The sequence below is a fragment of the Actinoplanes sp. NPDC051346 genome, assembly GCF_040682215.1.
Taxonomy (GTDB): Bacteria; Actinomycetota; Actinomycetes; order Mycobacteriales; family Micromonosporaceae; genus Actinoplanes.
The window spans coordinates 673,250-696,134 of the sequence record NZ_JBFBAJ010000002.1; the positions used below are offsets into that span (position 1 = coordinate 673,250).

Genomic DNA, 22,885 nt, shown 5'->3' on the forward strand with positions numbered 1-22,885 from the left:
GGGATTTCAACCCCCTCCAACAGACCTCGTTGTCCGCGCGAATACCCGATGTTCAGCGCCCGATGACCTCAGGGACGTCGACCGGCTTCTCGCCGCCACGATGCCCGATTCCGGCAGCGGCTCGGGGTTCGGCCGCGTCGGCAGAGCCGCCGGTCCACCGTCACAGGAGGGACCGCACGAGCATCGTCACCGGTACCGTCACCGCGACTGCCGCGGCCAGCACCAGCGCGGACCGGCGCCGCAGCGCCGACCGCAGTGCCTCCCGGCGCTTGGCCTTCTCCGCGCGCACCAACCGCGACGACAGATAGAGGTACGTCCCCACGAGCGTGAACAGCATCGGGACCGCGAGCAGGGTACTGACCCACGACGACGTGTCGTGCCAGCCGTGGTCGCCGCCGCAGCTCACCACCCGCCGCCCACTGGCGCAGCGCGGCAGGGCGATGTCGTATCGCACGTCGGCCACGGCCCAGGTGATGACGGCGGTGGCGGCGACGGCGACACCGGCGAAGACGAGCAGGGACGGCAGGGTGCGGCGCGACATGGCCCCATCCTGCGGCATCCAGTCGCGCTATGAGATCACCATGTCGGATGCGATGGTCAGCCCGGTCAGTTCCCCGATCGGCTGGGCGAGCTCGCCGTGCCAGTCCGCGTTTGTCGGTCCTGCCGGAGACGGTGGCGGGGGCGTCGTGCAATACAGCGCTCACGTCGAAGGGCCGACGGCAACGCATTCGATCATGGTGAGTCAACATTGATAGCCCTTGATATGGTGGGGGTCGCCCTGCAAACGTGACGCGGAGGTCCGCATTGAATCTGAACCTTGCCGTGAACGTTGCCGCAATTGTCATCTCCCTTACCGCCGTCGCGTTGTCCGCTTTCTTCGGCCTGCGTCAGTTGCGCTCGATGCAACGGGCGAACAGCACCGTCGTGGCGATCGAGTTACTAACCCGAGAATGTCGCAGTAACGACTTCCTGGAAAGCGAAGAGTTCGTTCTCTACCAACTGTCAGCCGATTCACCCGACGAGGGGGTCAACGGCTTGCCGCCCGAGCACCGCCGTCATGTCACACGCGTTGGTCTGTACTTCAGCAGCCTCGGAGCGCTCTCGGTTTTCGGCGGGATCGAGACCAGGATGATCGTCGCACTCGTGCCGACCCGCGCTCGCCGCGCATGGTCGGTGCTGGAGCCGTACATCGCCGCAGAGAGACGGCTGAGATCGCCCACTTATCTTTCGTTCTTCGAGCACCTTGTGTGTTTGATTGCCGACGCCGACCCGGCAAAGCATCATGCGAGCCTCGGTCTGCGCAGCATGGACTCGCGGCCGGCCCGATTTGGACGTGACACCGTGGACAGGACGGTCGCCGTCGGCGATTCGAAAGGCGTTGCCGGGAAGTCGCAGTAATCTGTCAGGCACGAGGTTGGCTGGGATCGGTGCCTGAACCGGCAATGCGGACCTGATGACCTTCGCCGGCAAGGGCTACCTGGGAGCTCGCGGCAGTGTGCGCACGCCGTTCAAGCGTCGCTACTGCGCCCGAAGCTGTTGCGCCGACAGGCGGCGGTCAACCGAGCGCTCACCACGATCCGCGCTCGTGGTGAGCGAGCCATCGCCACGCTCAAGACCTGGAAGTTGGGCGCGATCTTGACGGACGCCTACCCAGGAACTACTTTCTAAATGGAAAGTACTTCCTGGGGAGGACGCCATGACCGACTACATCTCCTCGCACGACGCGCAGCGCGCCCTGGACGACGTCCGCAACCGCCGCGCTCAGGCCACCGCCCTGGGCCAGCGGGTGCCGCTTGCCGCCGTCGCGGTGAGCGCCGCCGTCACGCTGGCTGGCGGGCTGGCGTTGGACCTGCCGAACACCCGCGCCACCATGCCGCTGTACGCGGTCGTCGCGGTCGGGGGCTTCGTCGCGAGCCTGCTCATCCACCGGTCCCGGCCGGTCGGGTTGCGGTTGTCGGCATACCCGCTCCGATGGTGGCTGCGGCAGCTCGCCGTGCTCGCCGGCGGGCTGGCCGTGGCGATCGGCGTGTACCTGCTGGACGCGCCGCTGCGCCTGACCGCCGCGATCGCCGCGGTGCAGCTCTACTCGCTCGTAGTGACCGTGCTGGGCAACCGCTCGGCGCGCCTCGGCGCCGCGCGGGCCGCGTGATGAGCGCGCCGGTGCCTGACCCGGTGCTCGGCACGACCGTCCGGCTGTCCATCGTCGCCCTGCTGGCTCCCGCTGACGAGGTGGAGTTCGCCACGGTGCGCGACGCCGTGCAGCTCACCGATTCGAACCTGTCCAAGCAGGCCAGCGCCCTGGAAGCCGCCGGCTACGTGCGGATCCGCAAGGGGTACGTGGGCAAGCGGCCACGAACCTGGCTGTCACTGACCCCGACGGGGCGCTCCGCGCTGACCGCGCACGTGGCGGCCCTCGACGCGATCGTCGCCGCGGCCGGCGTGCGCAGCCAGTAGTGAGGCCCGGCGTGAAGGAGCCGGCTGATCCGCTCGTCCAGGGGCTCGGCAATGACGTGTTCGGATTGTCGAACCGGTCGTCGGGACCTGATCCACCCGCCGGCCCTACCCACCTGGATGAGCCCGGATCGGGCCTGACGCTAGTGCGCCCCGCCGCCACCAAGGTTCACGAGGACCACCCCGAGGATGATCACCGCGATGCCCGCGTACGCGATGGGAGTGATCTTGTCGCTGAAGGCGTAGAGGCCGACGATCGTGATCAGCGCGGTGCCCACGCCCGACCAGATCGCATACGCGGGGCCCATGCTCAGCCCTGTCTTGAGCGCCAACGACAGACACAGGAACGACACCCCGTAGCTGACGGCGACGACCACGCTCGGCCACAGCCGGGAGAAACCTTCCGACGCCCGTAGCGCACTGGTGCCGATGACCTCGAAGACGATCGCCGTTGCCAGCAGGAGTAACCCGTACACAGGTGGACCGCCCATCGTCTCAGCGGGAAACGCGCTCGGCTGCACCACCCGCAATGCTCGTCGCCTGACAGCGACCCGTCCGAGCATGGATGATCCACGCAAGCGGCCTGCGAGACAGCTGTCGTGGCGCGAACAAGCGCTGTCCGCGATAGCCTTGCCGTATATGGCTACCTATCGCAGCGCCTCAGTGCTCCTCTCTTCGGACGGCACCAGGACCCCCGGCACCGCCGCGCTCTTCGCCGAGCCCGCCCGCAAGGGTGGAACCCCGCCGTGGGCAGGCGACTTCCGACCCGCCAACAGCGCCGGCAATGGCCCCAAGAACGCCGTCGGCAAGACCTTCACGTTGGAGCTGCCCGACGGCAGCACCGGCAAGGTCGTGGTCCAGAACATCAAAAGCGGGAAGGGAGGCGTCGTCCTGGCGTTGATGGGCGAGGACGCACCTCCCTTCTGATCGGGAATCTGATCGCCGCCGACGCCGGAGACGGCGCTGGTCTGCGAGCCTGCCGAAGTCAGTGCGTTCGGATAGCTACCGGGCGCATTGCCTCGCCAGCGAATACTCATCGGTCAGCGGTAGCAGCCGTCTCCAGTGCCGTCGCCTGGGTGGACGCTGCCTACTCTCGCCAAGAGGCGATCGTCAGAGCCCGCGCATGTTCACCACTCGGCGTCGGATCGTCACTGTGAGGCTTGCGATAGTGGCGGTCCCCGCCCTTGTCGGCCTGGCTCAGGTCGGCGTCGTCGCCGCGCCGACCGACGATGGGTTCCCGAAACCCGCACGGCCCTCAGGCGCGCCGGACCAGGAGGCAGCGTGAGGTGCTCGGTGGCGTGATGGGCGACGCCCGCACCGCCATGGATGTCGATCACAGTGTCGCTCGTCCGGGAATGGAGTGGAGAGTGCGTATTGAGGTTGCTCATCGGTCACCGGTCCGCTGCGTCGTTGGTGCTACGACAGGCGACGGTCGAGGACTGATCGTTACCGCAGGCGGCGACGAGATGTTTCGCTTGTGGGATGCGTCCTCTGGCACGGCGGCCGACGCGATCGCATGCTCGAGTTCCTCGGTCCTGCCTTCCTTGGTCTCGTTTCTCGGGGTGCTTGATGTCGCCGGTTCCCGGCTTCTGGTCTCCGCTGATGGCACGGCGATCCGTCGGATTGACCTGGCGACCGGGCGGGAAGTGGGGCCGCGGCTGCGGCCGCGCCAGGCGGCATGGTTGCCGAAGGGTGGGCTTGGTCCGGTGGCGATACTCGCCGACGATGACAGCGCGATGCTGGTGGCGGGTGGGCCGAGCGGTTCCGTGCACCGCTGGGATGCGATGACCGGGGAGCTGTTGGGGCAGGACTGGCGGGCGCACGACGGCAAGGTGTTGGCGCTGGCGGTCCTGCGAGGTAGCGGGCGTTCGATGATCGTGTCGAGCGGTACCGATGGATTTGTGCGCCGTTGGGATGCGCCGACCGGTGAGCCGATCGGCGAAGCTTGGGTCGGCGTCAATGAGCCGATCTCGGTACTCGCCTGCGTTTCCGTGGACGGTCGGGACGTGGTGATCGGCCAGGAGTATCTGGGACCGATCCATCGCTGGGACGCGGTGACCGGCGAGCCGATCGGGGCGCCTTTGCCACTGGAGGGCTGGGGCCTCGAGATGGGTGGCCTGGCCGTGACCCCGGATGGTCGCATGCTGCTTGCGGTGGATCGCGGTGGGACGCCGTGGCGGTGGGACCTGACCACGCGGGACCCGGTGGCGGAACCGCTGTCGGAACCGACGACGTTGGTGACCGCGGCTGCGGTGGTGCCGTCCGAGCAAGGCTGGCTGTTCGTCACCGGCGGCCAGCGAGGCGAGCTGCGACGCTGGGACACGGCCGGCCGCAGGATCGGCGCTGATCTACCCGGGCATTCGGCCCGAGTGCAACAGGTACTCGCGTTGCCAGCTGGCCCAGATTCGGGCGGTCGGACGGTGCTGCTTTCCACCGGCCAGGACGGGCTGCGTGCGTGGGACGCGGCGACCGGCGCGACGGCAGGTCCGCAAGGGGCTGGTCCGCTGCCGTCCGCGGGGGGTCTTGCCGCGGTATGGCAGCACGACGGCCGACTGCTGGCGGCATCGGCCACCGACGATGGCTTCCTGCGCTGCGACGTGACCGCGGGAGTCGTCAAGGAGCCGCCCGCCGACGAGCCGGAACCGCCGCTGACGAACGTGGCTCCCGGGGTGTTCCCGGACGGTCGACGCTTCTTCGCCGGCGCGGGGTTGGACGGCGGAATCTACCTCGTGGACGCGGCCACAGGGGAAGCCTTGGGCGAGCCGCTGCGCGGGCTGAAGTCTCAGATGCTCGCCGGAGTGGCGGTCGTGACGCTGCCGGACTCCACCGTCATGGTTGCCGCGGGCGGCGAAGATTGCCGGGTCGTACGGTGGAACGCCGTAACCGGCGAACGGATCGGCAAGCCGCTTCCCGCCGGTGAGTACATCCCTGTCCGGTTGATCTTTCATCCGTTGTCGGACGGCCGGGTGATCTTGAGTGCCCACGACGGAGCAGGCGTCTACCGTTGGGACGCGGTGACCGGCGAGCAGTTGGGTCCGCCGCTTCGGACCGGTGGAGAACCAGGCGCTGGTCTCCGGCTGGACACTGTGTCCCCGGACCGGATACTCGCCGTCGGCCAAGACGATCTGGTCCGATGCTGGGACGTCGTCACGGGTGAACATCTCGGTGATGTGCCGGACACAATCTGCGCCACCACGGCGATCCTGCCGGACGGTCGGACCCTCTTCGTGACCGGAGGGGTGGACGGCAGCATCACCTTTACCCCTATACCGGCACGCCACTGACAGCCGACTGCGCCTGGCACGCGCCGGTGGATTGACCAGTCATCGGGAACGGAGACATGTGCGTATCGAGTTAGCTCATCGATCGCTTGTCCGGGCCATCGCTGGTGCCACGACGGCCGACGGCCGAGGGCTGATCGTGACTGCGGGCGGCGACGACCTGTTCCGAGTGTGGGACGCCTCCTCGGGGACGCCGGCCGGCCACGCGATCCCATACTCGAGGTGCGTCGTCTCGTTCCTCGGGGTGCTTGACGCTCCAGGCATCCGCCTGCTGGTCGCCGCTGATGGCACGGCGATTCGTCGGATCACCTTGGAGACCGGCGATGAGGTCGGAGCACGGCTGCGACCGCATCAGGCGGCGTGGATTCCGTCCGGCGGTCTCGGCCCGGTGGCGATACTCGCCGACGACAACAGCGCGGTGCTGGTGGCGGGCGGGCCGTTCGGTTCCGTGCACCGTTGGGATGCGGTGAGCGGGGAGCAACTGGGGCAGGACTGGCAGGGCTGGCTGTTCCTCACCGGCGATGACCGAGGTCGACTGCGGCGTTGGGATCCGGCTGGTCGGATGGTCGGTGAGGACATGTCCGGCCACACTTCCGGGGTGAGCCAGGTGTTCGCGGTGCCGCCCGGCCCGGAATCGGGCGGCCGGACGGTGCTGCTGTCCGAAGGTAGCGACGGGCTGCGCGTCTGGGACGCGGCAACCGGCGCTGAAGTAGGCCCCCCAGGAGCTCATCCGGGCGCCGTTCCTGGCGTCAAAGGCGGCGCTCACGGGACGCCGGCGGAGATCGCGGACGCGGTGGCCTACCTGGCCGGCGACGGCGGCCGCTACGTCACCGGCGCCACGATCAACGTCGACGGCGGTTTCACCGTCTAGGTAACGCAGGGACACCTCCGCCGTGGGGTCGGTGCGGTTCGTCAGGTGAGGGCGGGCTCGATGAGGACGGCGTGGCTGGAGCCGCAGATGACGAAGACCCGTTCGCCGTCGGCGCGGAGCTTGTCCACGAGCCGGACGAGGTAGCGGTTGCGGAGGTCGTTGGAGTGGTTGCCGATCTGGTGGAGGTAGCCGGGCAGGTCTTCCCAGTCGTTGAGGTCGCGCCAGTTGGGTTTGTCGGGGAAGTCGCGCTGCCAGATGCGGTCGATGTCGGCGACGCTGCTGACCGCGCCGCGTACCGCCGGGTCGGCTGCCCGGGGCAGGTACTCGGCGAGGAACTCCTCCGGGGACTCGGGTCGGCCGGTGCGCATTTGACTGAAGTACGGGCGCAGCACCAGGAACAGCGCGACGCGGTCCTTGGCGTGGGTCGCCGCCAGTTCCCGGGTCAGGTCGCCGACCGGGAACTCCCAGGTGTAGCGGGTCACGTCGTCGCGCCGCGCGAGGGCGTAGACGTGCCCGGTCTCGCCGTAATGTTCGACCGGGTCCATGAAGCCGGGGGCGAGGAAGCCGAGCCTGCCCTCCAGCAGGACGACGGTTGGCCGCAGCTCGCGCCACCTGCGGTCAATCTCGTCGAGCTGCGGGTCGTCGGGTTCCTTGGTGTGCTCGGCGCCGAAGACGACCACGTCGCCGCGGCGGTAGACGTACGGTCGGGGATGCTCTTCGCGGTAGTCGTCACGCGGGATGACCCGCGCCTCAGCCGCCGAGACAGGCAAGGAGCCCGGTACGTATCCGGGGGAGCGCCAGAAGTAGGTGAAGGTCAGCAGGGCCAGCACGGCGGCGACGGTCAACGCCGAAGCCGTGCCCCACAGCAGGATGCGTCGCGTCCGCCGCCACGTCGGCCGCATCTCAACCGACCTGGCGCAACATGTGGTGGATGGCGGCGGTCTCCGCCTTGACCTCGGCGAGCTCCTGGCGCAGCGCGGCCAACTCGACCGTCTGGGCCTGCCGCCCGGCGACAGCCTCGGCGGCCAGGTCGCGGAAGGCGTCGTCGCGGGTGGACCGGGCGCGCGCCTCCCACGCCTGGCGGAACTGGCGGGTGGCGTACACCACGAGCAGGCTGACCACGACGAGCGTGATCGCGAACCCGATCATTCCCTGCCAGACCACCAGGTCGGCGCTCCTGGTCGTGTCGTCCATCATTCGTCCTCCGTCATCGTTGCCACCGCGTCGCGGATCAGGTCGGGGGTCACGGTCAGCGCGAACGGCGCGACGTCGAAGAAGCGCATCGCCTTGCCGTCCGGCGAGAGTTCGAGTCGGCCGACGATCAGGCCGGCCTCCTCCAGTCGTCGCAGGTGCAGGTGGACCATCGGTCGGCTCAGTTGCAGGTCGCGGGCGAGCTGGCTGACATAGGTGCTCCCGCCGGCCAGAGCCGCGATCAGCCGCAGCCGGTGCGGATTCGCCAGGGCGGTGAGCACGGGCAGCAGACCGGGTTCCACAAGCACCCCTTCGTAGATCACCCTGACACGTGTCACAGAATCCTGACACGTACCGCAACGCGATGCAAGATTCTCGATGGATTGGTTTGAACCTCGAGCGGTGTTGAGATTCGCCTCCTCATCACCGGACGCGCGAGTTCTCCGAGCGACTGGCGAGAGCCGGCTTCACGGAGGTTGAGCGCCTCCCTCGGCCCCGTGAAGGCACTCATCGGCCGCACGCTGCCGTGGCGGCTATCGCCACCGAAGGGTGAGCTGAGTCGGCGAGCCTCCGTGCACTCACATCGGTGAATCCGATCGCTCGGTGACGAGCCTCCGCCACGGTGAAGTGCCGCGAGAGAACACCAGCCATACAGGTGTGGGACCGGACCTGCTTCCCGGATGCCGCTCAGCCGCCCGTCAGCGCCTGGGTCAACGCGGGGCTGGGCGGCGAGCTGACTGCCGCCGGTCGATCCCGTACCGCGTCCCAAGCCGCCTTGGTGCAGGCGAAATAGTCGCGGACGGCCTTCCCGGCGATCAAGGTGGCGGTGCAGCCGGTGCAGCGGGCGGCCACCCCGTCGGCGTCGAGGCCGAGGTGCCGGCAAATCGCCACCGCCCGAGACAGGTGGTCGGACTGAGTGACGACCAATGTCCTGGTGAGCCCGTAGACGTCCCGCGCCCGCGCGCAGGTGTCGTACGTGTCCAGGCCGAACGGGTCGGCCACCACACGCCGCGCGTCGATGCCGAGCCGCCCGGTCAGGTGCGAGGTCATCGCCGATGTCTCGTCGCCGGAATCGCCCTCGCCGTCGCCGGACACGAGGATCATCTGGGCCCGGCCGCCGCGCACGAGTTCGGCCGCGGTTTCCAGGCGACCGGTGAGCCGATCTCCCGGATTCTGTCGATCCGCCGCCACCGCCGTGCCCAGCACGATCACCACATCCGCAGTCGGTGCGTTCGCCTCGTCGTACTCATGACCGCTCGCGGCATTCTCGGTCCACATCCACGGCAGGCCGGCCGCCAGCAGCCCGACGACGCCCGCGACGCCCAAGCGGATCAGCAGACGCCGCCAGGACCACCCGAATCGTCCCACGAGAGCCACCCTCGCTCCGTTCCTTCACCCCGCCGACCGGGAGATCCGCGCCATCGTAGCGGTGCCGATCCAGCGGCAGAGCTGCGGAAAAGGGCGGCTCTGTTAGCCCCGCTGACAATTCGACGCATGGGCGGGAGGTCGAAATGAGCCACGCCATTCGCATCATGGGACCCGGTCGGGACATCTGCGCCGCACCGGGGTGGCGCACCTGGCCGAACGGTGCCTCGGGGGCGTCGCGGTCGAGCGCGCCGCCTGACCCGGCGCGTGCCGGAGTCGGAACAGCACGACGGCCCTCCAATAGGAGGGCCGCTGTGTGCTCAGCCAGGCCAGGGGATCTCAGCCACACCAACCCGGACGGCTACTGAAGCCAGATTCGCAGTCCCACCTCAACTCCAGCGCAAGGCCGCCTCACATTTCCGCTTTTTCGCACTCGCCGCGTCGGTTCGGGCGCGCTGCGGGGATCGCCGTGAAACGGGCGGCGCTCCGCACACCTGGGCCGCGCTGGTCCCGCGTCGACTGACACCATGACGCGGTGACACACGCAGAAATCAACGGCGGGCCGGCGACCCTCGAAGACGTGCATCGGGCAGCCATGTGGAACTACGGCCACTTCACCTCCATGCAGGTGCGCAGCGGAGCCGTGCCCGGCCTGTCCCTCCACCTCCATCGCCTGAACGAGGCCTCGGCCGTTCTGTTTCCCGACGCCATCCCGCCGTCCGGCGACCAGGTCAGGACGTTCATCGACCAAGCACTGGGCGACAAGAACGACGCTTCCGTCCAGGTCACCGTCCTTCCGAACCCCACCCGACGGCCCAATGCCGACATCCTGGTGTCCGTCGCCGAACCGGTCGATGACGCTCCACGTCCACCACTGCGAGTCCGGACTGTGCAGTACGAGCGAGAGCTTCCGCATCTCAAACACTTGGCCACGCTGGGCCTCACGTTCCAGCGCCTCCAAGCACGCCACGCAGGATTCGACGACGTCCTGTTCGCCGGCCGAGACGGCTCCCTTCTCGAGGGCTCGGGATGGAACATTGCCTTCTGGGACGGTGCGCAGGTCGTCTGGCCCGAGGGCCCGCTCCTGGCGGGCATCACCATGCAGCTGCTTCGACTCGGCCTTCGGCGACTCGGTGTTCCCGACGCGGTCCAGACGATGACTCGCGAATCGCTGAACGAGATGACCGCAGCCGCCGCGACCAATTCGCACTGCCCGGCACAGCCGATCGCTGCGATAGACGAGACGGCCTTTCCCCGCGACCAAGCATTCACCGCCCTGCTGCGTCGGGCCTGGCAAGAAGCCGACTGGGAACCGATCCGCACAACTCGGTAGCGAAAACCATCCAAGCCTCGCAGCCTGTTGTGGTCCATGCCCTTGGCCCCTGGTGCTCGAAATGCCGCCGGACATCGCGGCACAAGCACTTGGCTACACCCCGAATGCGCCGAAGACCACGCCACCCTGGAGACCCGTCATGCACACTGGTCACCAGAACAGCCCTTGGCTATCGACGTTCTTCCCTAGACAAGAAGATCATCGACCAGGGGATGTTTCCATGATGGACCGGGGTACCACCCGACCCGTCAGAGGTTAAAGATCAAGTTATAGGGATGAGATTCGCTGATCGGGTGCAGTGCCGATATCCGCCGATGATCACGCGGATTTGAGCGGGTCACTGATCTTCATAAGCCAAGTGTGACCGGGTCGGCGGGTATACCGGACGCGAGCAGGTCGGTCAGCGGTGTGGCAAGGTCACGGGGCGAGAACAGGTCAGGTCCGGTGTAATTCGTGATTTCAGAGAGCTGCCACCATCGAAAGGCGGCGATGTTCTCGGCGGCGAGCTGGTCGTCGGTGAACTCGCCTTGAGGCTCGAAGTGGGTGGCGCGGATGAGGAAGTAGTCGTTGACGATGCCGTCGAAGCCGGGCGCGTGATTTGCGGCAACGACTACTTGATGCCAGACGTGCGGCGGATCGATGGCGGTGACCAGGCCGGTTTCCTCTCGCAGCTCACGGCGCAGCGCGGACAGCCGGTCCTCACCTGGTTCTATGCCGCCACCTGGAGCAGCCCAGACGACCTGTGCCCCGTTCGGAACCGCCGGGTGAGGGAAGACGAATCGGCATAGCAGGACGCGATCATCCTCGTCGAGGATGATCGCGCGGGCGGAGGTGCGAACCGTCTGCGGCATGACCGGTCACGCTATACCAGGCGAGCAGCGCCATGGCAGGCTGTTTGCGCTGCGACCGCAGCCATTTCCGCATGCGGCAATCTCGCTTGGTCGGGGAGTGGCGGGCGGGAAGGGCTGTGCGCATGAAGTCGGGCTCTACACGGCGGACTTCGGAAGACGAGGACGGGGCAGGACATGAACCGAGGCACCCGCGACGAGTTGCTCGGCCGCCTGGCTGAGGCCGTCGGGTCCGTCACGGTCGCGCACCCGACGCGGGTGGCCATCGACGGGCCGCCCGCCGCAGGCAAGACCACCCTCGCCGACGAGTTGGCCGTCGTCTTGCGTGCGCAGGGCCGCGACGTCATCCGCGCGACGATCGACGATTTCCTCTTTCCCCGGGCACAGCGCTATCCGCGCGGCGAGTACTCGGCCGAAGGTTGCTACTTCGACACCCACGACTACGACGCGCTGAGCCGGGTTCTGCTCGACCCGCTCGGCCCGGGCGGAGATCGGCGCTTCCAACACGCGGTTTATGACCGTACAGCGGATACTGCGCTGTCCCCGCCGGTCACGACTGCTCCCGCCGACGCCGTGCTGGTCTTCGACGGCGTCTTCCTCATGCGCCCGGAACTGGTGGAGCGTTGGGACCTGCGCATTTTCGTGTCGACCGCGCTCGAGACGATTGTGGATCGTGCCGTGATCCGAGAGCGCCGGGTGTCATCTCGGGTTGAAGTCGAACGGCGCTGGCGCGAGCGTTACATCCCCTCTCAACAGCTCTACTTCGCGTCGGTCCGCCCGACTGATCACGTCGATATCATCGTGCACAACGACGAGCTTCAGCAGCCGGTCTGGGAGACCCGAACACACTGACCGCAATGCACACTCCGACGACAACAGGTCGGTGCTCATTCTGAGTCATGCCCCGCAAGGGTTCCAGCCCATGTGGTGGGGCGATCTGCCGAAACCTTGGCAGCGAGCAGGGCACCGGGCCGGCCGGCCGGCGCCAGCCCGATCGAGGTCAGCATCGTCCGTAACGGCTCGCTGCGGCGTGCCCGGCGACGCGTCAACCCCGCGACCACTCGCGAGCAGAGCCAGTCAGCCTTTGATGCTCCACATCGGTACCACAGTGAGTTTCCGGTTCTTGGCGGTGCCGCGGAGGAAAACCTTGCGCAGCGACGAGTTGTTCGTGGTGTCGAGTTCGGTGAGGGTGTGCTGCGGGTTGGCCAGGACCTCGATGTAGTAGGTGCCGTTCGGCAGTTTGGTCACATCGAACGATTGACCCGGCCGGTCCTGGCTGTAGGTGTCTCCGCCGCCGATGTCGAGCACCTGACGGACCGCGACCGACGATTTCTGCCCGCATGCGGTGCCGAGGCTGGTGTTCTCCGGTCGCCACAGGGCGCTCGGCAAGGTGAGGTCTACAGCGTCCGTGTTGACGAGGCAGAACGCTTCCTTGCCGCTGCGTACGGCGACCTTCTTGTCGGCCGTGAGCAGGCGGTACTGGGCGAAGTCGGTGAAGTGCCAGTGATGGTGGCCCTGGCGGGGGTCCCACTGCATGGTCCCGGCCGGCGCCGAGCCCACCTCGTTGCCCTTGGCGTCAAAGAAGTACTGGTAGGCGTCCATCAGTTCGCTTCCGGTGCGGCGGAAGCCGTCTACCCGCAGCGGGGAGGTTCCACCGTTCCAGACGGTAGCCGCGAAGTTGATGTACCAGCGACCGTTGGATTTGGTGTTCTCTCCGGCCTTCTGCTGGGCGAGGGAGATTCCCCAGGCGGGCAGGGCGCGCAGGTCTGGGCGGGGACCGTCGGGCGCGGCGGCCACGGTGGCAGGGCGGTGTGCCGCTGCGCGCAGTCCCGGCGAGGTGGCCGCGAGGCTCGTGGTGGCCTGCGCGGTGTGGTGTGCGTGGGTGGCGGCGGTGGCCTGCAGGTTCGTCTGTGTCTGAGTGGCCAGGCGGGAGGGCTGTGCAGCGTCGGGGTTGACGTTCACGACGGTGACGTTGAGATTGGTGGTGCTCTGCTCGGCCGGGATGTGCAGGAATTCGCGCAGGGCCGGGTTGATGGTGACGGCGGCCGTGTACCGGCCGGGGGCCAGGTCGAACTTCTCCCGGTCGGACCGCTTCCGGGGCAGGCTGTCGGTCAGTGCGTCCCATCCCGCCTGGATGCCCCACACCGTACCGAGCAGGAACGGGTTTCCGCCTTCGCTGGACTGGTACTGACACGTCACCGGGTACGGCGTGGTGGCCGGGGCATCGCGTCGGGTGCGGGCGCTGTCCCATTGGTTGGGGCAGAAGTCGGTGGTGTAGTCGCGGACGGTTTTGCCGGCCGCGTTCTTGATGGTGACCGTGGTGAAGTGTCGGATGCCCATGAAGTCGCGGACCATCCCGGCGGGCAACTCGACCATGCTGCGGACCCCGTCGCGGACGACGACCTGGCGAGCGACGATCGGGTCCCGGTACGACGTCCGGTTGGCGTGGATCTCCAGCGGGTCGGCGCCGGCCACGACCCGAACCCCGAGGTCGAAGTCCAGGTACCGGTAGTCCCCGTAGACTACGCGTTGGACGGTGACATCCTTCGAGGCGGCGACGACGCTGAGCGGTGCCAGGGAAGGCTCGGCGGTGACGGTGTCAGCTGCCGCAGCAGGAAACCCGGCGCAGGCGAGGGCGACAACGGTCACTGCGCTGCCCAGACGCAGCACGCGGGCGCGACGCCGAGCGGTGGTCCTGCTGATCATGCGGGTCCTTTCGACAGACGAGGGTGATCCACTCGTCAGCGCGCCTCAGCCCTTGGCTGTGCTCGACCGGCGTACCGGTCGGGAACGATCAATTCAGTGGTCACGATGCCGCCACAATCGGCGGCCGACGCGGCAACCTGAACCCGGCATGCAGAAATTCACGAACCCGTCGCCCAGGGCGCCACTGCCGCGGACGAGCGCCAACTGCCCTGCTTCGTCAAGATGATCAAGCGACATCCGTACGCGCCGCGGCCGTTTCGGTCGGCACTAGGCGGGTGTACGACGGCTACTGGAACCGGATTCGCGAGCAGTGGGGGACCCCGGTGCGCATCAGGTTGGGGGAGATGCCGTCGACCGCCCGCCGATACGGGCAGCGCGTCGCCGCGATGGAGTTCGCCTCCGCGCCGGCCTCGGCGACCAGATCAGCCGGCGACAGACCTGGCCCGGCCAGCAGCAGGAGGGCTCGTCTGCCCGGTGGCGTCCTTTCGCCAGCGCGAGGGCCAGCTCAGCCAGAAGCTGGAAGCTATGGGTACGGGTGGTCTCGTCGGGCGACGCGGCCAGCAGCGCCTGACGGAACCTCCTCCTGCGCAGGGTCCACGCGCCAGGTGACGTGCGGTTCGTGACGGCGTAGCGGCACGTTCACCTTGCTGGCACGGGTGGATTGGAGAGTGCGGAAAGCACCCCCGAGACGGCAAGCACGGTGTTGACGTGCCCGCGGGCTCGGGTGACCACAAAGGCGTGCCCGTGGCTTTTCGCTACCCGAAATGCGTCGATGAATGCGTTGATCACGGTGGAGTCGATAAAGTCAACGTCGGCGATGTCCGCTTGCACGGTGATGGCGCCCGGCCGGTTCACCTCGTCGATGAGAACCTGGCTCAGGCGGTCACTGACGCTCATGTCGAGTTCCCCCGACAGGGCGATGGTGCTGGTATCGCCGTTACGGCTGATCTTGTGCTGCCAGGTTGCGTCGATGGCCGTTACCCCTTCCCGCGTGATGTCGCGCCGAGGCCCGTCGATTCATGCTCGCAGCTTGACCTGCGGCTGTACACCGGGTGGACGGTGTCAGCCTGGTGCCGGACCCCGATCGGGTTCCGTCTTGGTGGTCTGCGCCGGGATCACCGGCGCCGTGAAGTGGCCTGCCGCCGGCAGGCAGACGGTCACGGTGGCGGTGACCCCGTCCGGGCCGTCGCTGATCAACAGGGTGTCGGTGAGGTGGCGGGCCAGCAGGATCCCGCGGCCGCCCGGAGCGTCCGCCGGCGGCACGCCGCCGACCGCGGGCACCCCGTCCGCGAACCCGGAGCCGTAGTCGGTGACGTCGCAGACGAGGTTCTCCCCGTCGCGGCGCAGCCGCAGACAACCGCGGCCGCCGCCGTGGCGCACCGCATTGGTGACCAGCTCATGGACGGCGATCACCAGGCCGTCGCGGGCGTTGTTGGTGAGTCCTGCCGTTGTGGCGTGCCGCTGAACGGCGTGACGCAGGTCGGTCACGGTCTCGGCGGTGAAATCTTGCGCCAGGAGCTCGGCCGGCGCGGACACCGCTAGTGGTAGCGGCGGAGTCATGCTGAACGCCGGAGTCTGAGGTGACTCAGGGGCGGTCATGGGCGTAAGGATAGACCCGCGCCCTGCGGGCCTTGCTCCCGGTGAAATGCTGTTGTCCAGAGGCAATGATCGGGTACGGGCTCGCGGTCACCGGAGATCTCGTGCCGCTGCGGGAGGCCTCGTTCGGGGGAACCCTGACAGGAGAACAGGTCGCCCAGGCCCTGCGTAACGACCCGGAGACCGCGCGCGTCGCGCTGATCATGGTCAGTGGCAACAGTCCTGCCCATGTCGCCGGCCTCGTCGATCGGGTCGTCACGAAACCAACGCGGCGCTGACGCCGCAGACTCGTCGTTGTCGACGAGTCGGTAGCCGAATGTGCAAACCGCCGGTGTGCTACTCCAGTTCGGGAACGAAGCCCGTATCTACCGCTGATAGGACGGGGCCCGATGCCAGCTGAGTGCTCGGTCAGGACGTACGCTCACGTGCTCCCTATGTCGGCGGCGAGGGTCAGGCCGGTCAGTTCGCCGATGGTGCGGGCGAGTTCGGCGAGGCCGTCGGCGTTGGCGGATTTTCCGGCGATCGCGATGACTTTGCCGCTGAGGCGGGCTTTGTCGGCGTCGGTCAGGGTGTGGGCGCTGAGCACGACCACGGGTACACCTCGGGTGGTGGGGTCGTCGTGCAGGGCGGCGATGACGTCGAAGCCGTCGAGGTCGGGCATGATCAGGTCGCAGATGATCAGGTCGAACGGGCGCGTACGGGCCATGTTCAGACCGTCGATGCCGCCGGCGGCGGTGATCACCTGAATGCCCTCGGCCCGCAGGGTGGCGGTGATGAGTTGCCGGCTTTGGGGGTCGTCGTCGATGGCCAGGACGTGCAGTTGCCGGCCGGTGGTTGCCGGGATGAGCCCGTGACGGGCCAGCCAGGTCAGCAGGCTCGTGCGGTCGACAGGTTTGACGAAATAGTCGACCGCGCCGAGGGCCAGACCGATGCCGTCGTCGTCGTGAGCGCTGACGATGAGTACGGGGATGTGGCGGAGCCGTTCGTCGTGTTTGAGCTCGGCCAGGACCTGCCAGCCGTCGATGCCGGGCAGGTGGATGTCGAGCAGGATCGCCTCGGGGTCGCAGGCGCAGGCGGTGGCCAGGCCCTGCTCGCCGGTGGCCGCGACGGCGACGTGGTAACCGGCGCGCTGCAGCTGCGCGGCCAACAGCTGCGCCGCCACGGGGTCGTCTTCGATGATCAGCACGCCGCCGCGGGAATCACCGGGCGGTTCACCCGCCTCGGTCGGGGTGTCGGCGGCCGGCAGGTAGACGGTGAACTTCGCGCCGTGGCCGGGCTGCGACTGCAGCTCGATGCGCCCCCCATGGGCGTGGACCAGGCGGCGAGTCAGCGCCAGCCCGAGACCGGTACCGCCGGCGCGGCTGTGGGCCTCGCCGACCTGCTGAAACTCTTCGAACACGCGCTGCTGGTCGGCCTCGGAGATGCCGGGGCCGGTGTCGGCGACGCTGATCGCGATGTCGTGCCCGATCCGCCGTACGGTGAGAAACACCTGGCCGTGCTCGGGGGTGAACTTGATCGCGTTCGAAAGCAGGTTCGTGACGATTTGCCGTAGCCGCGTCTGGTCGGCGTCGACTCGGAGCGGCGGCACCGCCACGGTGACGTCCAGCTGTTTGCGCTGCGACAGCGCGGCGAGGGTGGTGACGACTTCATCGATCGCCGCGCGCAGATCCACTGGTTGGCGGTGCAGCTCGATGTTGCCGGATTCGACCTTGGCGAGGTCGAGAACCTCGTTGATCAGGTTGAGGAGGTGCTGGCCACTGGAGTGGATGTGGCCGATCCACTCTGTCGGCACGCTCGTCTGAGCGCCGGTGGTCGGTTCTGTGCGCATCAGGTCGCTGAAGCCGATGATGGCGTTCAGTGGGGTCCGCAGTTCGTGGCTCATGTTGGCCATGAAGTCGCTCTTCGCCTTGCTCGCCACCGTCAGCGCGGCCACGGTGGCGGTTAGCTCGCCGGTGAGCCGGTCGCGGTCCGCGAGCAGGTCCGCGCGTTGCCCGAGCGCTGCCGCTTGGGCGGCGAGGTCGCCGAGCAGTTGCACGTCGTCGTCGGTGAACAGGCTGCGGTAGGCGCTCAGTAGCAGTAGCACCGCGCGGCCGGTCGGCAGTCGCAGCTGCGCCACCGTGACGAAGTCCAATTCAGCGGCGTGTGCGTAGGCCCGAGCCACCGCCGGCAGGTCGCTCCGGTGCTCGTTGACGTTCGCACTGCCGGTGAACTCCAGCAGGCCGGCATCGCCGGCTGCCGCGTCGCCCTCGGCGGGCAGTCCAGGTACGCCGGCGCGGGCCACCTCGTTGACGGTGCCTTCGGCGGTGCTCGTGAGCACGACCACGCCCCTCGAAGACGTCGCCCGGCGCACCGCCTGGGCATAGCACTGCCACGTCTGCGATGCCGGGACGTCCGCGGGTGCCTGCAACAGTTGGCGCACCACGTCGTAGGCGGCCCGATTCGACCAGGCCCGGCGCGCCCACGCCGGCGGTGCGAACGCCATCAGGTAGCCGAGCGCCGACACCAGTGCGAGCAGCCGGGTCACCTGCCGGACTCGTTGCGCCGTTTCCGGGTCACCGGTTCTCGCTCCGGCGAGCAGGATCGCTACGGCGAACAGTGCCGTGGCCGCCGCCGCGAAACACAGCCGGGTCCGCGCCGCTCCGGCGCGCGCGAGCGCGAGCCGGGTCAGGAACCACGCCGCGGCGATCTCGGTGACCACGAACACCGCCACCACCGCCAGCAGGGACCACCGGCCCAGGACCTCACCGCCGAGGGCCAGCAGCGCACCACTGATCAGCCATCCGGTCAGCGCCGGCCAATACACAGCTCCGGGCACCGGACCGACCCGGCGCACCACCTGCAAGGTCAGAAAGGGCTGGCCCAGCAGCAACACCGAGGCCGCCACCGTGACCAGCCGTGGTGGCTCGCCGGCCACCTGGCGCAGCACCGCCAACAGGAACAGCACCGCCAGCGCGGAGAACATCAGCACCACGTCGCGTTGCAGCGGGTCACGCCGGCGCAGATAGCCGGCCAGCACCCGTACGAACACGGCGGTGAACAAAGCCTCCACCACCAGTGTCAACCAAAGCCCGTCCGCGCTCTCTCCGGCCATCCACAAAACGTATAGCTCGGGACGGGCCGGTCACCGCGGAACGCGGCACCCGGTGCCCGCCTCGACCACTTTCCGTTTCCCAGAATGTTTAGTTGCCTTTTGTCAAAGGCGGTCGAGCGGTGGCGCCGGGATCCCAGGCCGTGCCATGCGCTACGGCGTTGCTGCACCATCTGGTGTTGTCGCTGTGCTCAGAGCGCCATCCAGAGTCCGCCGGGACCACCCGACGGCGGACAGATATGTGCCGACCATGGTGTCGATGCCGACCATCTTGAGGGCGGCGGTCGGCTCACCCTGCTCGTAGGCACGCACCACGGAAAGAACCTGTCCCAGGTCGCCGATCCCGTCGGTCAGTGCTTCAGCGACCGCACCGGACAAGGGCAACTGTGAGATGAGATCGTGCGTCGGCTCGGCCAGCAGGTCGGCAATTCCGGACAGCAGGCCGACGGTGAATGCGGCGCCGGCGTCGATTCCTACGTCGTCCGCGAGGAGTTGACACAGGCGTGCCCTGATCAAGGTATCCATCAGTTGTTCCTCGGTGGCTTCGGTGAGATCGCTGAACAGCATCAGCGTCACCCATTGCCGCACGGTTGCCATCCCGAGCAGGACGGCCGCGTCACGCACGGAGGACACCCGGGCGCTCAGCCCGGACGCGGCCGCGTTCGTCGCCTGCAACAGCCGGTAGGTGATCGCAGGATCACGGCTGATCAGGTTCACGATCTCGTCGATATCCGGCTCGGTGGCGCTCAGAGCGGCGATCAACTGGAGGCGGCCGAGTCGTGACGGCGACAGCGAGGCCTTCGACAGGATGTGCGGGCGTCCGAGTACGTGGCCCTGAAAGAATTCGAAACCCAGCTGCATCGCGCGTTGCAACTGGTCCTCTGTCTCGAGGCGCTCGGCGATCAACTGCAGGTGGGGGAACTTGCGGCAGTGCTGGACCGTCTCGGCGATCTCGTCCGCCTCGGCGTGCAACATGTCGATCTTGACGTACGTGACCAGATCGAGCAGTTGCTCACTGTCAGTGCCCCGCACGAAGTCGTCCAACGCGAGGGTGAAACCCTTGTCGACCAGAGATCGGACCCCGGCGACGACCGTGTCGTCCACGCTGACGGTTTCGATGATCTCGAGTACGGCCTGGTTGGCGTCGAACGGCACGGGCAGGTCGCCGACGAGAAACTCCCGGGTGACATTGACGAAGCACGCCTTCGAACCGGCCAGCTCGGCCAGACCGAACTCGGTGAAGGCGGCGACGATCACCCGACTCGTCGCCTGCGCGGACCTTTGTGAGGCGTGTGCGGCGTCCGAGGTGTCGCGGAACAGCAACTCGTAAGCGATCACGTCGCCGGAGCGGTCATAGATCGGTTGGCGGCCCACATGAACGAACCGGATCTCGTCTCCGTTGGCGGTGGCCGCGCTTGTCATACCGATGACGGTATGCCCAAGACCTCCACTCCGGGTCGAGCTACCGCAATCTCCACCGTTCTGTAGGACGCTGATGCGGGACACCCCACCACGGGCCGTCACTTGCTCGCCCGCGCGTCCGGCACCAGGCGGAGCAGAGGCCCCGAGACCGCGCCGCGGCCTGGCTTGCATAGCCCGGTCAACGTCGCGTCCCCGGGCTCCGCACGGGCCCGTCGCGGTCGTGCGCGCCGCCTGACCCGGCGCGTGCCGGAGTCGGAACAGCACGACGGCCCTCCAATAGGAGGGCCGCTGTGTGCTCAGCCAGGCCAGGGGATCTCAGCCACACCAACCCGGACGGCTACTGAAGCCAGATTCGCAGTCCCACCTCAACCCCAGCGCAAGGCCGCCTCACATTTCCGCTTTTTCGCACTCGCCGCGTCCGTTCGGACTCGCTGCGGGGATCGCCATGAAGTCGGTGACGTTGGGGGTCAGCTCCGCGGCATCACGTCCGCCCGCACCGGCGGTGCGATGCGGGTCGGACGACACACCGTGAGGATGACGGCCGCCACGCAGGCGGCCAGCGCAAGCGGGAACCAGAAGATCGCCATTTCCTGGTGGGGATTCAGCCATATCCAAACCGGCTTGTCCGAGTCGCTGAACCCCCGAGTGACAATCGCCAGATATTCGCTGGTCACCGAGAACGCGAGTGGCGTGATCGTGATCAGGCTCAGGAAGAGCAGATGACCCAGACCGTGGCTCGCGGCCGGGTGATGCGCGGTGCGGCGGCTGGCCCAGCCGGTGAACAGCCAGCCGACGACTAGCCCGGCCAGGAATGTGACTGTGACGGCGGCCAGACGCGAGGGTTCGGCGCGGCGGATTCTTACCTCGACGGCCTCACCCTCGAGGTACAGCCCGGCACTGAGGTTCATGAGCAGGCCGTCCTTCATGGCGGTCAGTCCCTGGCTGTCCGCATCGGCGACCCGCCAGCCAGCCGCCCGAAGCCGTGCCGCGCTTTCGGTGACTATGCCCGCGCTTCCGGTGGTGGTCCCGGTCCTGTACTGGACATAGCCGGGCGCGCCCTCGCCGTTGCCGTCGATGTGCGGCCCCTCGTGCCGGTCCACCATGGTGACCGGCAGTCCCGGCGTGACGACCCCGGCGATCGCCGTCAACTCCGCGTTGTTCGGCAGTGGCCGGTCCGTCTCGCCGGCGATCAGCAGGACGAGCGACGCGCTGACGAAGGCCGTAAGCAACGCGATGGCGATCGCCGCCACGACGACCCCGATGCTGCCGGGCCGTCCCAGCCGGGCCCGTGGCGCCCGCCGGAGCACGTCCAGGATTTCCTGGCCCGCCGGGCGTTCCCGCCCGGCACCCTCGGCGGACATGATCATCGTGTCGAGCAGCTCGTCGCGGCGCGGCCCCGGCGGGTACGCGCGAACAAGCCACCGGTATCCGCCGTACGCCGCACTCATGCGAACATCGCCGTCGCCGGGCCGGGCTGGGCACCCCGGGCGTTGAGCAGCCGACTGGCGGCCTGAACATTGCGGCGCAGGCGTTGCGTCTCCGCGGTCAGGGCGGCACCGCCCCGGTCGGTGAGCCGGTAGTACCGCCGGGGCCGCCCGTCGACGATCTCCTCACGGTCGACCTCGACCATCCCCTCGGCGGCGAGCCGGTCCAGCGCGGCGTACAGCGTGGCGGGCAACAGCCGCGTCTCGCCACCGGACAGCGCCGACACCCGCTGCATCACCGCATAGCCGTGCCTCGCCTCCTCCACCAGGGCGGTCAGGATCCAGAACGTGGGCTCTCGCATCGGCCGCGTCATGCGAGGCAATATACAAATCATTAGACTATGTTTCAAGATCTCAGGGCACGTCGGCTCGGCCAGGGAGCATCCTGCCGAACGGCCCGGTTCACCGTGGTTGCCGAGCCCGCGGGTTTCGTCATTCACGTCCCATCGCGGCGCCGCCATCGATGTACAGCCCGACGTTTGTTACGCGGCCTCGGTGATGTTGAGATCGTTGTCATCGACCGGTTCTTTGTGGACGAACCTGTGGTCATGTCCGCGAGGTAGATCATCGTGCAGGGCGCGCAGGCGTTCCGGGCGAGGGTGTGTAGGCAGTGTCGGACGGGGTAGACCGCATCTGTTCCGTACGGCAGCGATCCTTGGAGGATTCATGACCAGCACCCCCAGCGGCGAGCGGGACGTCATCGATGTCCTCACCGCCGACCACCGCGATGTCACCGCCCTGATCGGCGAGATCTGGACGGTCAAGGACCCGATGATCCGTCGAGACCTGACCGACACCGTCATCAGCGAGTTGGTACGCCACGCCGTCGCCGAGGAGATGTACGTCTACCCGGCCATGCGCAGACACCTGCCCGAGGGCGACAAGGCTGTCGAGCACGACGTCGAGGAGCACAAGGAGCTCGAGGAGGCGATGAAGAAGCTGGAAGACCTCGACGTCTCCAGTACGGAGTTCGACGAGGCACTGCGCCGCCTCGAGACGATCCTGGCTGACCACGTGCAGGACGAGGAGTCAGATCAGTTCCCCGAGCTGCGGCGTCTTATCCCGCCGGAGGAGCTCACCGACCTGGCCGAGAAGGTGGAGACCGCGAAGAAGCTGGCCCCCACCCGGCCGCACCCCGGCGCTCCGAACAGCGAGCTTTTCCACAAGCTGGTGGGACCCGGCGTTGGCCTGGTCGACCGGCTCCGCGACAAGCTCACAGGACGTGCCACTCGCTGAGACCGGTCGCGGC

General features: G+C 67.9%; 24 protein-coding genes and 2 pseudogenes. 12 read left to right on the forward strand and 14 right to left on the reverse strand.

Annotated elements, in window-relative coordinates:
* Positions 1-160 precede the first annotated feature (160 nt).
* Positions 161-541, reverse strand: coding sequence for a hypothetical protein (locus AB0M36_RS07310; RefSeq protein ID WP_364153758.1), 381 nt, complete (start codon positions 539-541; stop codon positions 161-163).
* A 263-nt stretch (positions 542-804) separates the two neighbouring features.
* Between AB0M36_RS07310 and AB0M36_RS07315 the strand changes: the two genes are divergently transcribed.
* From AB0M36_RS07315 to AB0M36_RS07330, 4 genes and pseudogenes are all read left to right on the forward strand, one after another.
* Positions 805-1,398 carry a hypothetical protein gene (locus tag AB0M36_RS07315; protein WP_364153760.1) on the forward strand — a complete coding sequence of 198 codons (594 nt, stop codon included), beginning with the start codon at positions 805-807 and terminating at the stop codon, positions 1,396-1,398.
* Positions 1,399-1,444: 46 nt separating this feature from the next.
* Positions 1,445-1,626, forward strand: a pseudogene (locus tag AB0M36_RS07320) (IS5/IS1182 family transposase); the annotation flags it as partial.
* Between the two features lie 70 nt (positions 1,627-1,696).
* On the forward strand, positions 1,697-2,149 hold the full coding sequence (locus tag AB0M36_RS07325) for a hypothetical protein (protein ID WP_364153763.1): 453 nt from the start codon (positions 1,697-1,699) through the stop codon (positions 2,147-2,149).
* A gap of 11 nt (positions 2,150-2,160) precedes the next feature.
* Positions 2,161-2,454, forward strand: coding sequence for a transcriptional regulator (locus tag AB0M36_RS07330; protein WP_364153766.1), 294 nt, complete (start codon positions 2,161-2,163; stop codon positions 2,452-2,454).
* A gap of 140 nt (positions 2,455-2,594) precedes the next feature.
* On the opposite strand, the gene AB0M36_RS07335 is transcribed toward AB0M36_RS07330, so the two are convergent.
* Entirely contained in the window at positions 2,595-2,927 is a 333-nt protein-coding gene (locus AB0M36_RS07335) for a multidrug efflux SMR transporter (protein ID WP_364153769.1), read from the reverse strand.
* Positions 2,928-3,090: 163 nt separating this feature from the next.
* Between AB0M36_RS07335 and AB0M36_RS07340 the strand changes: the two genes are divergently transcribed.
* From AB0M36_RS07340 to AB0M36_RS07350, 3 genes are all read left to right on the forward strand, one after another.
* Complete coding sequence (locus AB0M36_RS07340; protein ID WP_364153772.1) at positions 3,091-3,378, forward strand: hypothetical protein; 288 nt, start codon at positions 3,091-3,093, stop codon at positions 3,376-3,378.
* A 371-nt stretch (positions 3,379-3,749) separates the two neighbouring features.
* A complete protein-coding gene (locus tag AB0M36_RS07345; RefSeq protein ID WP_364153775.1) occupies positions 3,750-5,735 on the forward strand; it encodes a WD40 repeat domain-containing protein in 1,986 nt (661 codons plus the stop codon).
* A gap of 241 nt (positions 5,736-5,976) precedes the next feature.
* Positions 5,977-6,603 (forward strand): SDR family oxidoreductase, encoded by a 627-nt coding sequence (locus tag AB0M36_RS07350; protein ID WP_364153778.1) that lies wholly within the window; start codon positions 5,977-5,979, stop codon positions 6,601-6,603.
* 41 nt (positions 6,604-6,644) lie between these two features.
* Here the strand turns inward: AB0M36_RS07350 and AB0M36_RS07355 are convergent, their stop codons facing one another.
* Genes AB0M36_RS07355 through AB0M36_RS07365 form a run of 3 tightly spaced genes read right to left on the reverse strand, consistent with a single transcriptional unit; the run spans position 6,645 to position 8,096 of the window.
* Positions 6,645-7,505, reverse strand: coding sequence for a hypothetical protein (locus AB0M36_RS07355; RefSeq protein WP_364153781.1), 861 nt, complete (start codon positions 7,503-7,505; stop codon positions 6,645-6,647).
* 1 nt (position 7,506) lies between these two features.
* Positions 7,507-7,800 carry a hypothetical protein gene (locus AB0M36_RS07360; protein WP_364153783.1) on the reverse strand — a complete coding sequence of 98 codons (294 nt, stop codon included), beginning with the start codon at positions 7,798-7,800 and terminating at the stop codon, positions 7,507-7,509.
* Entirely contained in the window at positions 7,797-8,096 is a 300-nt protein-coding gene (locus AB0M36_RS07365) for a winged helix-turn-helix domain-containing protein (RefSeq protein ID WP_364153786.1), read from the reverse strand. Before AB0M36_RS07365 ends, AB0M36_RS07360 begins: the two co-directional genes overlap by 4 nt.
* 134 nt (positions 8,097-8,230) lie before the next feature.
* Between AB0M36_RS07365 and AB0M36_RS07370 the strand changes: the two are divergent.
* A pseudogene (locus AB0M36_RS07370) lies at positions 8,231-8,347 on the forward strand (SAM-dependent methyltransferase); the annotation flags it as partial.
* A gap of 134 nt (positions 8,348-8,481) precedes the next feature.
* On the opposite strand, the gene AB0M36_RS07375 reads toward AB0M36_RS07370, so the two are convergent.
* Complete coding sequence (locus tag AB0M36_RS07375; RefSeq protein ID WP_364153789.1) at positions 8,482-9,162, reverse strand: ElyC/SanA/YdcF family protein; 681 nt, start codon at positions 9,160-9,162, stop codon at positions 8,482-8,484.
* 532 nt (positions 9,163-9,694) lie between these two features.
* Here AB0M36_RS07375 and AB0M36_RS07380 point away from each other — a divergent pair.
* The gene (locus AB0M36_RS07380; protein WP_364153792.1) at positions 9,695-10,492 is read left to right on the forward strand and encodes an aminotransferase class IV; all 798 of its coding nucleotides are present in this window, start codon (positions 9,695-9,697) and stop codon (positions 10,490-10,492) included.
* Positions 10,493-10,839: 347 nt separating this feature from the next.
* On the opposite strand, the gene AB0M36_RS07385 is transcribed toward AB0M36_RS07380, so the two are convergent.
* Complete coding sequence (locus AB0M36_RS07385) at positions 10,840-11,343, reverse strand: NUDIX domain-containing protein (protein ID WP_364153795.1); 504 nt, start codon at positions 11,341-11,343, stop codon at positions 10,840-10,842.
* 174 nt (positions 11,344-11,517) lie between these two features.
* On the opposite strand from AB0M36_RS07385, the gene AB0M36_RS07390 reads away from it, so the two are divergent.
* Positions 11,518-12,192: a uridylate kinase gene (locus tag AB0M36_RS07390; protein WP_364153798.1), complete on the forward strand. Its 675-nt coding sequence runs from the start codon at positions 11,518-11,520 to the stop codon at positions 12,190-12,192.
* Positions 12,193-12,417: 225 nt separating this feature from the next.
* Here AB0M36_RS07390 and AB0M36_RS07395 read toward each other — a convergent pair whose 3' ends face one another.
* The 3 genes from AB0M36_RS07395 to AB0M36_RS07405 form a co-directional block, all read right to left on the reverse strand.
* Complete coding sequence (locus AB0M36_RS07395) at positions 12,418-14,046, reverse strand: lysyl oxidase family protein (RefSeq protein ID WP_364153800.1); 1,629 nt, start codon at positions 14,044-14,046, stop codon at positions 12,418-12,420.
* Between the two features lie 639 nt (positions 14,047-14,685).
* Entirely contained in the window at positions 14,686-15,063 is a 378-nt protein-coding gene (locus tag AB0M36_RS07400) for an STAS domain-containing protein (protein ID WP_364154287.1), read from the reverse strand.
* Between the two features lie 45 nt (positions 15,064-15,108).
* Positions 15,109-15,645: an ATP-binding protein gene (locus AB0M36_RS07405; protein ID WP_364153803.1), complete on the reverse strand. Its 537-nt coding sequence runs from the start codon at positions 15,643-15,645 to the stop codon at positions 15,109-15,111.
* A 65-nt stretch (positions 15,646-15,710) separates the two neighbouring features.
* Here AB0M36_RS07405 and AB0M36_RS07410 point away from each other — a divergent pair, with 65 nt between their 5' ends.
* Positions 15,711-15,920 (forward strand): hypothetical protein, encoded by a 210-nt coding sequence (locus AB0M36_RS07410; RefSeq protein ID WP_364153806.1) that lies wholly within the window; start codon positions 15,711-15,713, stop codon positions 15,918-15,920.
* A 143-nt stretch (positions 15,921-16,063) separates the two neighbouring features.
* Here AB0M36_RS07410 and AB0M36_RS07415 read toward each other — a convergent pair whose 3' ends face one another.
* The 4 genes from AB0M36_RS07415 to AB0M36_RS07430 form a co-directional block, all read right to left on the reverse strand.
* Positions 16,064-18,733: a response regulator gene (locus AB0M36_RS07415; RefSeq protein ID WP_364153808.1), complete on the reverse strand. Its 2,670-nt coding sequence runs from the start codon at positions 18,731-18,733 to the stop codon at positions 16,064-16,066.
* 150 nt (positions 18,734-18,883) lie between these two features.
* Complete coding sequence (locus tag AB0M36_RS07420) at positions 18,884-20,152, reverse strand: HDOD domain-containing protein (protein ID WP_364153811.1); 1,269 nt, start codon at positions 20,150-20,152, stop codon at positions 18,884-18,886.
* 467 nt (positions 20,153-20,619) lie between these two features.
* A complete protein-coding gene (locus tag AB0M36_RS07425) occupies positions 20,620-21,600 on the reverse strand; it encodes a hypothetical protein (protein ID WP_364153813.1) in 981 nt (326 codons plus the stop codon).
* Positions 21,597-21,950, reverse strand: coding sequence for a PadR family transcriptional regulator (locus tag AB0M36_RS07430; RefSeq protein WP_364153816.1), 354 nt, complete (start codon positions 21,948-21,950; stop codon positions 21,597-21,599). The genes AB0M36_RS07425 and AB0M36_RS07430 overlap by 4 nt, the downstream gene beginning before the upstream one ends.
* Positions 21,951-22,302: 352 nt before the next feature.
* On the opposite strand from AB0M36_RS07430, the gene AB0M36_RS07435 reads away from it, so the two are divergent.
* Positions 22,303-22,872 carry a hemerythrin domain-containing protein gene (locus tag AB0M36_RS07435; protein WP_364153819.1) on the forward strand — a complete coding sequence of 190 codons (570 nt, stop codon included), beginning with the start codon at positions 22,303-22,305 and terminating at the stop codon, positions 22,870-22,872.
* Positions 22,873-22,885 lie beyond the last annotated feature (13 nt).

What these genes read in the sequence shown, in the direction of transcription:
- AB0M36_RS07405 (WP_364153803.1), bottom strand. Translation starts at nt 15,645, where the DNA reads ATGACCGCCCCTGAGTCACCTCAGACTCCGGCGTTCAGCATGACTCCG.
- AB0M36_RS07435 (WP_364153819.1), top strand. Translation starts at nt 22,303, where the DNA reads ATGACCAGCACCCCCAGCGGCGAGCGGGACGTCATCGATGTCCTCACC.
- AB0M36_RS07425 (WP_364153813.1), bottom strand. Translation starts at nt 21,600, where the DNA reads ATGAGTGCGGCGTACGGCGGATACCGGTGGCTTGTTCGCGCGTACCCG.
- AB0M36_RS07385 (WP_364153795.1), bottom strand. Translation starts at nt 11,343, where the DNA reads ATGCCGCAGACGGTTCGCACCTCCGCCCGCGCGATCATCCTCGACGAG.
- AB0M36_RS07310 (WP_364153758.1), bottom strand. Translation starts at nt 541, where the DNA reads ATGTCGCGCCGCACCCTGCCGTCCCTGCTCGTCTTCGCCGGTGTCGCC.
- AB0M36_RS07360 (WP_364153783.1), bottom strand. Translation starts at nt 7,800, where the DNA reads ATGATGGACGACACGACCAGGAGCGCCGACCTGGTGGTCTGGCAGGGA.
- AB0M36_RS07390 (WP_364153798.1), top strand. Translation starts at nt 11,518, where the DNA reads ATGAACCGAGGCACCCGCGACGAGTTGCTCGGCCGCCTGGCTGAGGCC.
- AB0M36_RS07415 (WP_364153808.1), bottom strand. Translation starts at nt 18,733, where the DNA reads ATGGCCGGAGAGAGCGCGGACGGGCTTTGGTTGACACTGGTGGTGGAG.
- AB0M36_RS07340 (WP_364153772.1), top strand. Translation starts at nt 3,091, where the DNA reads ATGGCTACCTATCGCAGCGCCTCAGTGCTCCTCTCTTCGGACGGCACC.
- AB0M36_RS07410 (WP_364153806.1), top strand. Translation starts at nt 15,711, where the DNA reads ATGATCGGGTACGGGCTCGCGGTCACCGGAGATCTCGTGCCGCTGCGG.
- AB0M36_RS07395 (WP_364153800.1), bottom strand. Translation starts at nt 14,046, where the DNA reads ATGATCAGCAGGACCACCGCTCGGCGTCGCGCCCGCGTGCTGCGTCTG.
- AB0M36_RS07325 (WP_364153763.1), top strand. Translation starts at nt 1,697, where the DNA reads ATGACCGACTACATCTCCTCGCACGACGCGCAGCGCGCCCTGGACGAC.
- AB0M36_RS07430 (WP_364153816.1), bottom strand. Translation starts at nt 21,950, where the DNA reads ATGACGCGGCCGATGCGAGAGCCCACGTTCTGGATCCTGACCGCCCTG.
- AB0M36_RS07420 (WP_364153811.1), bottom strand. Translation starts at nt 20,152, where the DNA reads ATGACAAGCGCGGCCACCGCCAACGGAGACGAGATCCGGTTCGTTCAT.
- AB0M36_RS07355 (WP_364153781.1), bottom strand. Translation starts at nt 7,505, where the DNA reads ATGCGGCCGACGTGGCGGCGGACGCGACGCATCCTGCTGTGGGGCACG.